At 37.9% G+C, this 15,029-nt stretch carries 15 protein-coding genes; 14 read left to right on the forward strand and 1 reads right to left on the reverse strand.

Annotation, left to right across the window (positions count from 1 at the left end):
* Positions 1-171 precede the first annotated feature (171 nt).
* The 12 genes from rbsK to ilvN all read left to right on the forward strand — a co-directional run bounded on the left by rbsK (position 172) and on the right by ilvN (position 11,856).
* Positions 172-1,092: a ribokinase gene (gene rbsK, locus QQS39_RS02040; protein ID WP_151434072.1), complete on the forward strand. Its 921-nt coding sequence runs from the start codon at positions 172-174 to the stop codon at positions 1,090-1,092.
* A gap of 236 nt (positions 1,093-1,328) precedes the next feature.
* A complete protein-coding gene (gene murQ / locus QQS39_RS02045) occupies positions 1,329-2,240 on the forward strand; it encodes an N-acetylmuramic acid 6-phosphate etherase (RefSeq protein WP_151434073.1) in 912 nt (303 codons plus the stop codon).
* 42 nt (positions 2,241-2,282) lie between these two features.
* On the forward strand, positions 2,283-3,647 hold the full coding sequence (locus QQS39_RS02050; RefSeq protein WP_285805296.1) for a PTS transporter subunit EIIC: 1,365 nt from the start codon (positions 2,283-2,285) through the stop codon (positions 3,645-3,647).
* Between the two features lie 24 nt (positions 3,648-3,671).
* Complete coding sequence (locus tag QQS39_RS02055; protein WP_285805297.1) at positions 3,672-4,523, forward strand: MurR/RpiR family transcriptional regulator; 852 nt, start codon at positions 3,672-3,674, stop codon at positions 4,521-4,523.
* A complete protein-coding gene (locus tag QQS39_RS02060) occupies positions 4,523-5,311 on the forward strand; it encodes a sulfite exporter TauE/SafE family protein (RefSeq protein ID WP_196735874.1) in 789 nt (262 codons plus the stop codon). The genes QQS39_RS02055 and QQS39_RS02060 overlap by 1 nt, the downstream gene beginning before the upstream one ends.
* A gap of 306 nt (positions 5,312-5,617) precedes the next feature.
* Positions 5,618-5,719, forward strand: coding sequence for a leader peptide SpeFL (gene speFL, locus QQS39_RS18700; protein WP_109372621.1), 102 nt, complete (start codon positions 5,618-5,620; stop codon positions 5,717-5,719).
* 135 nt (positions 5,720-5,854) lie between these two features.
* Positions 5,855-6,847, forward strand: a complete 993-nt coding sequence (argF, locus tag QQS39_RS02065) for an ornithine carbamoyltransferase (RefSeq protein ID WP_285805298.1) — start codon at positions 5,855-5,857, stop codon at positions 6,845-6,847.
* A 15-nt stretch (positions 6,848-6,862) separates the two neighbouring features.
* Positions 6,863-7,810 carry a carbamate kinase gene (gene arcC, locus QQS39_RS02070; RefSeq protein ID WP_151434078.1) on the forward strand — a complete coding sequence of 316 codons (948 nt, stop codon included), beginning with the start codon at positions 6,863-6,865 and terminating at the stop codon, positions 7,808-7,810.
* A 104-nt stretch (positions 7,811-7,914) separates the two neighbouring features.
* Positions 7,915-9,426 (forward strand): YfcC family protein, encoded by a 1,512-nt coding sequence (locus tag QQS39_RS02075; RefSeq protein ID WP_151434079.1) that lies wholly within the window; start codon positions 7,915-7,917, stop codon positions 9,424-9,426.
* 241 nt (positions 9,427-9,667) lie between these two features.
* On the forward strand, positions 9,668-9,766 hold the full coding sequence (gene ivbL / locus QQS39_RS02080) for an ilvB operon leader peptide IvbL (RefSeq protein ID WP_071788573.1): 99 nt from the start codon (positions 9,668-9,670) through the stop codon (positions 9,764-9,766).
* A gap of 107 nt (positions 9,767-9,873) precedes the next feature.
* The gene (gene ilvB, locus QQS39_RS02085) at positions 9,874-11,568 is read left to right on the forward strand and encodes an acetolactate synthase large subunit (RefSeq protein ID WP_285805299.1); all 1,695 of its coding nucleotides are present in this window, start codon (positions 9,874-9,876) and stop codon (positions 11,566-11,568) included.
* 3 nt (positions 11,569-11,571) lie between these two features.
* Complete coding sequence (gene ilvN / locus QQS39_RS02090; protein ID WP_069368073.1) at positions 11,572-11,856, forward strand: acetolactate synthase small subunit; 285 nt, start codon at positions 11,572-11,574, stop codon at positions 11,854-11,856.
* A gap of 94 nt (positions 11,857-11,950) precedes the next feature.
* Here ilvN and QQS39_RS02095 read toward each other — a convergent pair whose 3' ends face one another.
* Positions 11,951-12,529 (reverse strand): helix-turn-helix domain-containing protein, encoded by a 579-nt coding sequence (locus QQS39_RS02095; RefSeq protein WP_151434082.1) that lies wholly within the window; start codon positions 12,527-12,529, stop codon positions 11,951-11,953.
* A gap of 184 nt (positions 12,530-12,713) precedes the next feature.
* Between QQS39_RS02095 and QQS39_RS02100 the strand changes: the two genes are divergently transcribed.
* Together QQS39_RS02100 and QQS39_RS02105 are read left to right on the forward strand one after the other, a co-directional pair.
* The gene (locus QQS39_RS02100) at positions 12,714-13,460 is read left to right on the forward strand and encodes a sulfite exporter TauE/SafE family protein (RefSeq protein WP_151434083.1); all 747 of its coding nucleotides are present in this window, start codon (positions 12,714-12,716) and stop codon (positions 13,458-13,460) included.
* A 200-nt stretch (positions 13,461-13,660) separates the two neighbouring features.
* Positions 13,661-14,848 (forward strand): MFS transporter, encoded by a 1,188-nt coding sequence (locus QQS39_RS02105; protein WP_196735878.1) that lies wholly within the window; start codon positions 13,661-13,663, stop codon positions 14,846-14,848.
* Positions 14,849-15,029 lie beyond the last annotated feature (181 nt).

A 15,029-nucleotide genomic window follows, 5' to 3' on the forward strand; every position in this document is an offset into this window, starting at 1 on the left:
CCTTAATAAGAAGATTGTTATTTATCACTCATGTTAGTTTGGCAACATATTAGTGCTGTTTTAACGAGATAACAATCACAAGTGATATTTAAATAACATGATACTGTTATACATCTATCAAAATGTCACTATTTTCACATTTATAAATTTTACATAAGAGCAAGAGGCGCTATGGATATCGCAGTGATTGGTTCAAATATGGTGGATTTGATCACCTATATAGATAGGATGCCAAAAGAGGGGGAAACCCTTGAGGCGCCAGCATTTAAGATTGGTTGCGGTGGCAAAGGGGCAAATCAAGCGGTTGCGGCAGCTAAATTAAATTCAAAAGTGATGATGTTAACAAAGGTTGGTGATGATATTTTTGCGGATAACACCATCATGAATTTAGAATCTTATGGCATTAATACACGCTATGTTGAAAAAGTGCCCGGTACAACAAGCGGTGTTGCACCTATTTTTGTGACTTCTCAATCATCAAATAGCATTTTAATTGTGAAAGGTGCTAATCAGCATTTATCACCAGAGGATATTGATAGAGCAACAGATAGCCTAAAAAAATGCAAAATAATCGTACTACAATTAGAAATCCCGCTTGAAACGGTGTATCACGCTATCGAGTTCGGTAATAAACACCATATTCCTGTGTTATTTAACCCTGCACCGGCTTCAAAAGCATTAGATCTTGATATTGCGGCTCGTTGTGACTTTTTTGTTCCGAATGAAACAGAACTTGAAATATTGACGGGTATGCCAATCACCACAATGGATGAAATTCGTGAAGCCGCTTGTTCTTTATTACAAAAAGGCTTTAAGAATGTCATCGTTACATTAGGTGAAAAAGGCGCATTATGGATGAATGGCGACATTGAAAAATATATTCCCGCCATTGAAGTTGATGCAATAGATACCAGTGGGGCGGGGGATGCTTTTATTGGTTGTTTCTCCCATTATTATGTTCACACCAATAATATTGAAAAAGCGTTAAATAAAGCCGTGATGTTTTCTGGTTTAAGTGTTGCAGGTAAAGGCACACAATCTTCTTATCCAAGCATTGAAGAGTTTGGACAATTTCTAGCGCAAGCAAAGTAGTACACTTCTGCACTATCACATCTTTGTATTCCACTTGCTGTCTTATTTAGAGAACAAGTGGAATTCTTTTTAAATCAATAAATTGTTCTATTTTTCATAGTGACTGTTGGGTTTCTGACAAAGAAAAAAGCTTAACTTAATGTGACTAATTTCACAGAGTGGTGATAATTACCATTGAAATGTAATTTCATTAGATGTAATTTTTATTGAAATTTGGTTTCATTAAGGTTGTTATGATGAAAGAAGATGCATTAATCGAATGTCTTAAAAATGAAAGCAATCAAGAAACAACACAGTTTTCTGAATTAAGCGCTTTAGAGTTGGTTACGCTTATCAATAGTGCAGATATGACCGTTGCCAATGCAGTTAAAAAAGAATTACCCGCTATTGCTAAAGCGGTAGAAAAAATTACTGAGCGTTTGCAAAAAGGTGGACGTATTTTTTATGTTGGTGCCGGAACAAGTGGGCGATTAGCTGTACTAGACAGTGCCGAATGCCCTCCTACTTTTGGAGTGTCTCCTACATTAGTGCAGGCAATTATTGCAGGCGGTCATGATGCAATGCTAAAAGCTGTTGAAAATATTGAAGATAGCCAAGAGGCGGCAATTGAAGAGCTTCAACGTCGTCATGTTAGCGATAAAGATGTCGTTATTGGCATTGCGGCAAGCGGTCGTACGCCTTTCACTGTCGCAGCTTTGCAATATGGCAAAAAGTTAAAAGCATTGACTGTATCTATTACTACGCGCGGCAAAAGTATGATGAGTGAAATTGCCGACTTATCTATTGCTCCAGATGTGGGCGCAGAGGTATTAACAGGCTCTACAAGAATGAAAAGTGGCACGGCTCAAAAAATGATTTTGGGTATGTTAAGTACTAGCGTAATGACTAAGCTTGGTAAAGTGCATAAAAACCTGATGGTGGATGTGATTGCGAGTAATGAGAAATTGCAGCGTCGTGCTGAAGGCATTGTCAGCGAAGTGTGTGGAATTTCACATGAAAGAGCCAGAACCCTGTTACAAATGGTTAATTATCATCCTAGAAAAGCCATTTTAATGTATGAACTTCACCTGAGTGTGGAGAAAGTTGATCAAATTACACAGCAATATCCTTATCGTTCGTTACAACAGCAACTTGCCCTATTTAACTAATAACAATATGAGTAAACACTCTGAACTTTAGCAGGCACGCATATGGCTAATAAAATAGAACATCTCGACACGTTAGCAATAGAAATAGAAAAACACGCTGGTGGGTTTCAAAATGTGGCAACCCTAACACATTGTATGACTCGTATTCGACTGATTTTAAAAGACAGTTCGCTATTTGATGCAGACGCTTTAAAACAAGTCGAAGGCGTTAAAGGTGTTGTATTTAATGGCGAACAGCACCAAGTGATTGTAGGAATGGGAACCGCGGCAAAAGTTTATTCCATTATGAATAAGCGTATGCAAAATAGTTCGGCAAGTAGTGAAGAGGGGTCTGCGTCAACACCAGTGAAAAAAGGCTTTTCTATTCGTCGTATGCTAAATACATTAGCGGCTATTTTTGTTCCGACCATTCCTGCTTTAATTGGCTGCGGTTTGATTATGGGGTTAATTAATATTATCCGTTTAGTCGCGCCGGGCTTAGTTGAGCAATTCCCTGAGCTATTTAAATTATTCAAATTAATTGGTAGTACGGTATTTGCGTATCTCTCTATTATGATTGGGATAAATACCGCCAAAGAATTGGGAGCATCAACGTCGATTGGTGCGGTAATGGCAGGGTTATTAGCTATGCCAGGGCTTGCTGATATCACCTTATTTGGTGAGAAATTACAGCCAAACAGTGGCGGGATCTTTGCCGTATTAATGGTGGTCGTATTCTCTTCAAAATTAGAATTATGGTTTCGTAGTATCGTTAAAGAGAGCCTTGATCTTATCTTAACGCCATTTGTGACTATTTTAGTTTCTTCTCTTGTGGCGATTATGATCTTCCAACCTATTGGCCATTATCTTAATCAGTTATTAGCACAAGGCGTATCATTATCACTTTTAAATCAAGGTGGTGGTGCAGTTGTAACCGGTGCTGCGTTAGGGGGAAGTTTCTTATTTTTACTCTTAACGGGATTACATCAAGGGTTAATTCCTATTCATACCGAAATTTTAAATACTTTTGGTTTAAATTACTTGTTCCCTATTTTAGCCATGGGCGGAATGGGGCAAGTAGGCTCTTGTTTTTGGGTTTATCTACGTACTAAAAACCAACGTTTAAAGAAAACGTTAATGGGCGCATTACCTGTGGGTATTTTCGGTGTCGGAGAGCCTTTATTATTTGGTGTTTCCCTTCCATTAGGAAAACCATTTGTTGCTGGATGTATTGGTGGTGCGGCTGGTGGTGCATTAATGGCATATTTCCAAGTTGGGATCATTATTCCATTTGGTACAGCTGGGTTATCATTAATTCCGTTAGTGGGCGATGGGCAAATTATTAAGTTCCTGATCGCAGTATTAGGTGCATGGATTGTCGGTTTTATCGCCAGTATGCTAATGGGATTTACCGATCCAGAGAAATAAGTCAGAAATAAAAAGGATAACAGAATGTCAACACTGACCAAAAAGCTTGAAAGCCTACGAATACAAGGCAAAGGCACAGAACAACGTATTGCTCATTATCTATTAGAGAATAGTGAGAATATTGCCAGTATGAATGCGGCTGATCTGGCAGTTAAAGCCGGTGTAAGTAGTGCTTCTGTTATCCGTTTCTCTCGTCAAATGGGGTATCGCGGTTATCCTGAATTTAAAATTGATTATCTTTCAGAAGAAAAGCAACAAAAAAGCAGTGGCGATATTCTCTATGGCAATCTTGCGAAAACAGACTCGACAGAATTAATTATTTCCAAAACAGGGCATCTGTTTACCAGCGCTATTTTGGATTCATTAGCGTTGTTAGATCCCAATACCATTGATGTATTAGCTGAAAAAATGGTATCGGCAAAACGCATTGTATTGTTTGGTATTGGCGCATCTGCCGTTGTGGCGAGTGATATTTTTCATAAATTAATTCGTGTAAATAAAAACACGTTATTTAGTTCAGATCTTCATGCTCAATTGGCTTATTCCGCCAATTTATCTGCGGATGATATTGCTATTGCTGTTACCGCTAGAGGAAATACGACGGATATTAACCGTATGTTGAAATCAGCAAAGAATGAAGGCTGTTTAACGGTAGCATTAACCCGTTTTGGGCAAGATGAAGCGACTCGTTTATCTGATTACACGTTGCCTTATTTTTATGATGAACAACACTCTCAATTAGGGGTGATTACGCCACAAGTTTTACAAATGGTGGCTTTTGATGTGCTGTTTTTTAAATATATGACATTAGCAAGTGAGTCAGCAGAAAAAGCATTATTAAAAGGGCGAGAAGCTGTGATGCAAGGAAATCAATAATGTTACTTATCACCACATTAGCGGTGGGTGCGGCAATTGGCTTAATTATAAGTACGACGGGCGTGGGCGGCGGTGTTATTGTTTTACCTGTATTGACCTATTTCTTTGGTATGAATGCGCTAATGGCAGTGGCAACAGCAAATTTATTATCTATGTTGATGAAAGTGACTTCGTCTTATATGCATTTTCGCCTTGGGAATATTCCCTTTAAAAGAGCGATGATTGTATTAGGAATAATGCTACCAAGTACCTTTTTAGCCAGTGTTTTTGTTAATTATTTAGGGTCGTTAGCGCAGTATCAGCAACAAGTCGAATGGGGAATTAATGCGCTTGTTGTTAGTGCTATTGTTTTTTCTCTATTTCTCTTTGTACAGAGAATGTTTTTCTTCTTACCTCCTGTTGTGGTTGAAAATACAGCGTTAGCACCTTTAAATATAAAAGCACTATTACTTCCTGCGATTGCAGCGGGTGTTGTTTTAGGAGCAACGGGGGTGGGCGGTGGTGTGGTTGTATTACCATTATTGCTACGCTATGCGAACCTTTCTATTAAGCAAGCTATTGGTACTTCTATATTTACCACAACATTGTTATCAGGCTCTTCTGCACTCGCCTATATGCAAGATGGACATACGGATATTCATTTGGCGCTTTTGTTATTCTTAGGCTCGCTAATCTCTATTCCGCTGTCTAAGTGGCTGTTGATCAGAATGCCTGACAAAGTGTTTCAGTATGCGACTTTAATTTTAATCATTTGTAGTGCCGTAATGATGTTAGCTAAATTATTCTAGTATCAAAATGTATCATTAATGTTAATTATAAAAATGAGATTTAAATCATAGCTAAGCTAAATAAAAATAAATTTTATTGGCTATTTTTCGATTATCTTATTAATTTAATTGAAGTCATTATTAATATAAAATAATTATCCCTATTTTATTTGTGTGTTAATAAAATGTATTTTTAATGATTTTATTTTTACTGATATATGGTTTTTATCATAAATAGATAATTGAGATGATAATCACATTAAAGTTAATTCCTATATGTTTCACTGTAACCCTCATTTAATACCTATAGATGAAGGTACTAGTATTATGGAAAATAATAATAGGAAAACACCTCATATTAGACGTATTGCCCATATTATGATGTATAAACAACGTCAGTGCTTCCATTTCTCTGTTTTTAACGGATAAGTTCTCATTATTACACGCTAAAAATATCAAGCCTCTTTCCTAATAACTTTTGTTATTGGGGAGTCTTCTATTTTTTAAATAACAAACTATTTTTTAACTCTATTATTATCAAAATAATTAGGAGATAGGATTATTATGTCTATTAATATTAAAGGTAGAAGTTTTCTAAAATTACTCGATTTTACATCTGCGGAAATTCAATATTTATTGAAGCTATCTAAGCATTTTAAATCATTAAAAATGACAGGCATTCCTCATCGTTCTCTTGAAGGTAAAAATATTGTTTTATTATTTGAAAAAACGTCAACACGTACACGTTGTGCTTTTGAAGTCGCTGGTTACGATTTAGGAATGGGTGTCACTTATCTTGATCCAGGTTCATCACAAATGGGTAAAAAGGAATCGATTGAAGATACTGCGCGTGTATTAGGCCGTTTTTATGATGGTATTGAATATCGTGGTTTTGATCAGTCATTAGTTGAAGAGCTTGCTGCAAAATCAGGTGTGCCCGTATGGAATGGTCTGACAGATAAATTCCACCCAACTCAAATGCTGGCAGATATGCTGACAGTTGAAGAAAACTTTGGTCATTTAAAAGGGCTTAAGCTGACTTTCTTTGGTGATGCGCGTAATAACGTTGCTAACTCTTTAATGGTGATTTGTGCCAAATTAGGCTTACATTTTACAGCATGTGGCCCGGCATCTTTAATGCCAGAAGAGCAACTTGTGAAGGAGTGTCGTGCAATCGCGGCTGAAAACGAAGGCTCTATCACATTAACAGAAGATATCGAGAAAGGGGCAAAAGAGGCTGATGTTCTCTATACCGATATTTGGGTTTCAATGGGAGAGCCAGATAGTGTTTGGGATGAACGTATTCGCTTATTGAAAGCTTATCAAGTGAATAGTTCTATGATGAAAATGGCAAATCCTCATGCGATTTTCTTACACTGTTTACCTTCATTCCATGACCGTTTAACGCTTATTGGTGAAGATATTTATCAGAAGTTTGGCTTGAGTGAAATGGAAGTGGCCGACGATGTTTTTGAATCTCGCCAATCAAAAGTTTTCGATCAAGCTGAAAATCGTATGCATACCATTAAAGCCGTTATGTTTGCCACTTTAAGCTAAAGCAAGGAGCTGACAATGCCTAAAAAGGTATTCATTGCTTTAGGGGGAAATGCATTAGGAAATACGCCGCTAGAGCAAAAGCAAATAGTACGAAAAACCGCAAAGCCCATTGTGGATTTGGTTGAGAAGGGTTATCAAGTCATTATTGGTCATGGTAATGGTCCACAAGTTGGAATGATCAACTTAGCTATGGATTATGCATCACAGCAGAATATTGGTACGCCCTATATGCCATTCGCTGAGTGTGGTGCCATGAGCCAAGGTTATATTGGTTATCATCTACAACAAGCGATTAATGACGAATTATGTGCAAGAAATCTGAATAAAAATCATGGTTGTGCCACCATTGTGACCCAAGTGGTTGTTGATAAAAACGATCCTGCTTTTTTATCACCGACAAAACCGATTGGTGCTTTTTATACCCAACAGCAAGCTGAGGTTATTCAAAAAGAGCATGGTTTTCACTTTATGGAAGATGCTGGACGTGGATATCGTCGAGTGATCCCATCACCTAAGCCGTTAGAAATTGTAGAATCACCGATTATTAAACAGTTGGTTGAACGTAATATTGTGGTGATTACTGTGGGGGGCGGCGGTATTCCCGTTATTCGAAAAGGAGATTTATTAGAAGGTATTGATGCTGTTATTGATAAAGATAATTCTAGCTCAAAATTAGCCGTAGAATTAAAAGCAGACATTTTATTAATATTAACGGCTGTTGATAAAGTCGCTATTAATTTTAATAAACCAAATCAAATGAATTTAGATAAATTAACACTTTCTCAAGCTCAGGAATATATTTCTCAAGGGCAATTTGCTAAAGGAAGTATGTTACCTAAAGTGGAGGCTTGTCTTAATTTTCTAAAAGAGAGTGATAAAGGTGTGCAAGCTATTATTACTTCTTTAGAGAATGCATTATCTGCTTTAGAAGGAAAAACAGGCACAACAATTATTTCTGATTAATATCATACTTATCATTATTCTAAATTTAATTCTAATAATAGACTCTGCCAGATAGATATTATTTCTACTGGCAGAGTAGCCTCTTATTTAAGTCGAGGACGCTTATGAAACTTAAAAAGTTTGCGTTTCCGACCGCATTTACTATTTTATTTGCCATTACAGTAATTGTGGTTGGCTTAACGTGGATAATTCCAGCTGGCGAATATCAACGATTAAGTTATAACTCAGCAGAGCCATCATTAGTGGTTGCAAAAATAGATGGTTCTCATGAAGTGTTACCTGCAACTCAGGCGACATTAAATGATTTAAATGTCTCTATTGAGATTAATAAATTTACCGATGGAACCATTAAAAAACCGATAGCGATACCCGGAACTTATGAACGCGTAGCACAGCAACCCAAAGGGATAATGGATATTACCGAAAGTATGGTAAAAGGGACGATAGAGGGGGCTGATGTTATTGTTTTTATTCTGGTCTTGGGGGGGCTTATTGGGGTTGTTAATAAAACTGGTGCATTCAATGCTGGTTTAACAGCACTCGCGAATCGAACCAAAGGTAAAGAGTTTTTAGTCGTGTTTGGGGTCACGATTATATTATCCATAGGTGGGACAAGCTGTGGGATTGAAGAAGAAGCCGTTGCTTTCTATCCTATATTAGTACCCATATTCTTAATTTTGGGTTATGACGCTATTGTGTGTGTCGGTGCTATTTTCCTTGCTTCTTCAATGGGGGCTGGGTTCTCAACGGTAAATCCTTTCTCGGTTGTTATCGCATCAAATGCATCGGGGATCAGTTTTATTGAAGGGATCGGTTTTCGTACTATTGGGTTAGTGATTGGTACGATAGGTGTTTTGCTTTATTTATATTGGTATTGCAAGAAGATCAAAAAAGATCCAACTTTCTCTTACAACTATGAAAATGCCGAAAGTTTTAAACAGCGCTTTTTAAGTAATTACGATCCTAATGAGATATTAGAGTTTTCGTGGCGTCGTAAAGTGATCCTCTGCTTATTTGTTGCTGCTTTTCCCATTATGGTTTGGGGTGTTATGGACATGGGCTGGTGGTTTCCACAAATGGCGGCTCTGTTCCTTGCTATCGCAATCATTATAATTTTCCTCTCTGGATTAAAAGAGAAAACAGCCATTGATGGATTTATTCACGGGGCGTCTGAATTAGTCGGTGTTTCATTAATTATTGGTTTAGCGCGTGGTGTTAACCTTGTGATGGAACAAGGTAAAATTGCTGATACCATTCTTGAATTTATGTCTCATATGGTTGCAGGAATGCCACCAAGTTTATTCTTATTGGCACAGCTCGTGGTCTTTATCTGCTTAGGGTTTATTGTTCCGTCTTCTTCAGGGCTTGCGGTTTTAGCGATGCCTATTATGGCACCATTAGCCGATGCAGTTGGTGTTCCTCGTTATATGGTGGTATCAGCATATAACTGGGGACAATATATTATGTTGTTCTTAGCGCCAACGGGATTGGTCTTAGCGACATTACAAATGTTAGATATCTCCTATAATAAATGGCTTAAATTTATTATGCCGATGGTGATATTTATGTTTGTACTCTCGGCAACATTATTACTGGTTCAGGTCGCTTTTTTATAATATTGAATGGGTGTGTTTACGTTGATAAAGGGATTTTCGGTTATTCTGTAGCGTAGAATTAATCTGGTTTTTTATGCTGTTACTGGGATTACTTTTTGATTTTCATTAGAAGTGATCTAGCTCTCGTTTTTAACAGTGATAAAAAATAAACCGAAAAAAAGGTTGTTAATTTGTAGAAGTTATGTTTTTTTAAATACAGATAACACGTAAACACATCATTAAATTAATTGATAGGTAACCCATGATCATCACTACTCTACTACAAAGCCTACGACTAACAGCGCACATTGCGGCTGTGGTTGTCGTGCGTGTGGTGGTGGTCGTCGGCAAAGCGCCGTAACGGGTCCGAATCAACACAGTTTCGCAACCCCGCCGGCGCATTAACCGGGCGGGGTTTTTCTTTTCTACCGCCCATAAAGTCCGGCTTAGAACAAAGGACAGAGAAAAATGGGTGCTCAACAAGATAACGCCACAAGTAGAACCTTTACTGGTGCACAATTAATCGTTTATTTACTGGAACGGCAAGGCATTACGACAATTGCTGGGATCCCCGGTGGCGCGGCATTGCCTTTGTATGACGCATTAAGCCAAAGTAAATCTATTCGCCATATCTTAACTCGCCATGAACAGGGCGCTGGTTTTATCGCTCAAGGTATTGCAAGAGCAAATGGTAAACCGGCTGTTTGTATTGCCTCAAGTGGGCCGGGTGCGACAAATTTAGTCACTGCAATCGCAGATGCTAAATTAGATTCCATTCCTTTAGTGTGTATTACCGGTCAGGTGTCTTCTGCAATGATTGGCACAGATGCCTTCCAAGAAGTTGATACTTATGGCATGTCTATCCCTATCACTAAACATAATTATTTAGTACGCGATATTGCTGACTTACCGGAAATTATTTGTGATGCGTTTCGTTTAGCGATGTCAGGAAGACCGGGACCTGTTTGGGTTGACGTACCAAAAGATATTCAGCAAGCCACCATTACGTTAGAAGCGCTACCGCCTATTCCACAAAAAGATCCTGTACCCGCATTTAATACTGATTTAGTAATACAAGCGGCACAAATGATCAACCAAGCTAAAAATCCGGTTTTATATTTAGGCGGTGGAATAATTAGCTCAGAAGCATGTAAAGAAGCGATTGAATTAGCAGAGAAAAATAACCTGCCTACAACGATGACCTTAATGGGATTAGGATTAATGCCACCTTCACACCCTTTGTATTTGGGAATGCTGGGGATGCATGCGACTCGTAGTACCAATTTTATTTTAGAAGAAGCAGATTTATTAATTGTATTAGGGGCGCGCTTTGACGATCGCGCAATTGGCAAAGCAGAGAAGTTTTGCCCTAATGCTAAAATCATTCATGTTGATATTGATCGCGCTGAAATTAGCAAGATCAAACGCCCGGATATTGCGATCCACGCTGATGCGAAATCAGTGTTATCACTGTTATTACCATTGATTAATAACAATAAACGTAATGAATGGATAGAGCGTGTTACGACACTGAAACAAGAATATCCATTGGAGATGAAAAACGCTGAAAATATTCTGAGTGGTTACGGTATTGTATTGGCGGCTGCAAATTGCGTAGATGACGATGCGATTATTACGACGGATGTAGGACAACACCAGATGTGGGTAGCGCAAGCCTATCCGTTAAATCGACCTCGACAATGGTTAACTTCGGGTGGATTAGGCACGATGGGTTTTGGTTTACCTGCAGCGATTGGTGCCGCGTTAGCGGAGCCGCATAAGAAAATCCTCTGCTTCTCGGGGGATGGTAGTATTATGATGAATATTCAAGAGCTTGCTACCGCGGCTGAACACCAATTAGATATCAAAATTATTTTGATTAATAATCAGGCGCTAGGTTTAGTGCATCAGCAACAAACACTGTTTTTTGAAGAGCGTATTTATGCTGCCGCTTACCCTTATCAAACAGATTTTATTCGTATTGCGCAAGGTTTTGGTTTAGATACCTGTGACTTAAATCAGGAAGCAGATCCTGCGAGTGCATTAAAAGCAGCAATTGAAAAACCAGGTCCGTGTTTAATTCATGTCATGATTGATATTCATGAAAAAGTATTTCCAATGGTACCGCCAGGGGCGGCAAATATTGAGATGATAGGAGCTTAATTTATGTCACAACAATCACAACCTATCGCGCTGGAATTGATTGTTCGCAACCATCCCGGTGTTATGACCCATATTTGTGGGCTATTTGCTCGCCGCGCCTTTAACGTTGATGGTATTTTGTGTTTACCGATGAAAAATAGCGATAAAAGCCGTATTTGGCTATTAGTGCAAAAAGATGATCGGCTAATGCAAATGGTGAGTCAGGTAGAAAAGCTTGAAGACGTAAAAGAAGTGAGATTCAGTGACGATTTACGTGTTTTCGAACAAATGGAAAGCTATTTAAACTAACTTTTTATTGTTATGCCATCGGTGGCTTTATTCTTAATTACGGTATTTATAATTAATAGGAATAAAGCCATATTTTTTATCGTGAATAAAAAAGTTAAGGGCGATGATGATAATGCTGTTGATTGGGGCTAGACATAATGACGGATGCACGCAAATGCCCTTCAACACAAATATAAGAGTGAGGGGTATTACCGTGAAAGGCGTAAAAATCACCCGTTTCGAGTAAGACTGTTTCATCATTATCAAAACGCATCATTAATTTACCCGAATAGACCATAATGTGTTCTTGAGTGCCATCTGCGTGAGCGGGGCTATTGATGATCGCGCCATGCTTCATTTCGATATGCCAAATTTCAGTAATATTGCCGATACCAATACGAAATTTAAACTCTTGGGCATAATCACCCACAATAGGCTTATGTCGTTCTAAACGAGGATATTCTTCTCGTGTGAAACTAAATAAATCCCCTAACGGAAAGCCAAGTGCTATCGCGATAGCCTCTAAGGTATCGATTCTAGGATTAGAATCACCCGATTCTAATTTTGACAATGCAGCCTTGGATATTCCCGATTTTCTTGATAACTCATTAAGTGACAAGTTTCGAGACTGTCTTAATTGTTTGACTTTATTACCAAGGTATTCATTCGTTTTTTTAGGAGGTTGTGGGTTCATTGCCAATTCAAAATATCGTTAGTTTAAAAGTGTCATTCCGACTAGATAATAACACTAATTAACCGTATTCGGAAAAATGAGATCCTGTTTCTGCTGTATTTTGTGAATAGTGTGACGATCTCTGTTCGATTTTTAATAATTACGCTAATATCCTTCGTTAAATGATAATTATTCAAGGTTTACTATGATGGACTTACTCAGTTGGTCTGATCTTTTTATTTGCCTACTTACCTTATTCTTTGCTTATGTTATTTTCGGTATGGCTGGATTTGGCTCTGCGTTAATTGCAGGTCCTGTATTAGCTCTTTATTTACCTCTTTCAATGATAGTGCCTTTATTGGCATTAATCGATTTAAGTGCTGCTGTAGTGAATGTTTTAAGAGATGGTAAACAGGCTGATTTTAAAGAGATACGCTACCTTATTCCGCTGATTATTATTGGTAGTCTGGTTGGTGCTACGATTTTATTAACCACACGACCTGATTTGCTTTCTCTTCTTTTAGGTATCTTTGCTACCTGTTATGCAATTTATGCCTTGTTTTGGAAAAAACAAGAAAGCCAATTTTCTCAACGCTTAGTTTATCCTTTCGGGTTAATTGGTGGTGTGTTTAGTGCGTTGTTTGGCAGTGGTGGCTTTTTATATGCAATTTACTTGTCAGGTAGAATTGCAGATAAAAACAAGTTTCGCATTACACAAACTACCTTGATTGGCTTTAGCACACTAACGCGAGTGGTAATTTTCTTATTTGCAGGTATTTATTGGCAATTGGATATTCTTAAGTTAGCCGTTATTTTCTTACCGGCTATGTTTGCTGGTGTATGGTTAGGGCGCAATTTAACATTACGGATGTCAAAAGCACGGTTTATGAGTGTGATTTACACCATTGTATTGGCATCAGGTACTGTGCTTATTTATCGTTATTTTTCTTAAGCGTTGTAGGATAAATAATGGTGAAGTGAGAATATTGTGAAAGGCAAAGATCTTTGTGAGTCAAACGGAGATCTTTCTCTAATTAACATTATTTTTTAAGCATGTTTATCTATTTCTTATCCCCTATAATAAAACAATATTTTATTTAACCACCTTCCTTTTATTACAGAGGTTTCTGTTATTCACAGAAACAAAATAATATGTCACATCAAAATTATCGCCAATCTGAAGTTTTTGCGATAACAACTATCACGGTAAGTATTGGCGTTATCGGGATTGTTATCGGATTAACTATTCCTATGGTGGCACTGCGCCTTAATTTAGTGGGTATTAGTGAATCTATCATTGGGCTTATTTCCGCTGCACCCGCTATTGGGATGTTAATTATTTCGCCTTTTGCTCGGCGTATTGTGCAATGGATTGGCAAACGCTTTGCCATGTTATTAGCAACCATTGTTTCTGCGATAAGCCTATTACCATTAATGGGGAGCTTACCTTTAGAGTTGTTATTTCCTTTACGACTTATCACTGGGATTGCTAGTGGTGTGATGATTTGTTTAGGTGAGACGTGGATTAATGAGCTTTCGCCTGATAATAAACGAGGGCGAATTTTAGCGGTATATACGACGGTATTTACTATTAGCCAGTTATTAGGACCTTCAATTATTGCGCTTTATGGCGTCGCAGATAAGACACCTATTTTAATTAGTGTCTTTATTCATATTATCTCTATTGTCCTGTTTTTAATGATGGATCAGAAAACAGGCGATAAATTACCAAAAGATACGCAAGAGCCTAATTTTTCTATTATCCGCTTTGTTAAAGTCGCGCCAGCAATTTGCGGTGGCATTATTTTCTTTGCTTTTTTTGATGGAACCGTACTTTCTATGTTTCCTATTTATGGTCTAAGTATGGGACACACGGAAGCTATTGCCGCCATGATGATAAGCGCTATTTTAGCGGGTGATGCCATTATGCAAATGCCATTTGGCTGGCTTGCGGATCATATGAATAGAACACGGTTATATCGAATTTGTGGTGTAGTGACTTTACTAGCAAGCTTATTATTACCTATCACGATGTCTCATACATTTTTGATTTGGCCTTTATTGCTGGTATTGGGTGCAACAGCGGGTGCGATATACACCATTGCGTTGGTACAAATAGGGCAATATTTCTCAGGCAATGATCTCATGGTTGCTAATGCGTCGGCTGCGATGTTATGGGGAATAGGTAATTTATCAGGACCTTTGCTGGCTGGCGCGATGTCAGAAATTTCTTCATCTTCACTGCCATTCTTGTTGGTTGCTATGACAGGTTTATTCTTAGTGTCAACGATGGATCGTTGGAACTTAGGTGTTGAAGCACTCAATAGTAGCTCATCTTAATATTATGTTTTCTCTATCGTATTCCATTTAGGCTGAAAGGAATGCGATAGAGGAAGCCTTCCTTCTCTCGATTTCTAAATACTAAAAATTTATCTTATTGTTTTTTTTAAATGATTGTAATTATCTTTCGTAATTGTACTTATTTTAAAACTTATTAAGAATAATCTAGAAGTGCTTATGA

Origin of the sequence: Proteus appendicitidis, assembly GCF_030271835.1 — a bacterium.
GTDB lineage: Bacteria > Pseudomonadota > Gammaproteobacteria > Enterobacterales > Enterobacteriaceae > Proteus > Proteus appendicitidis.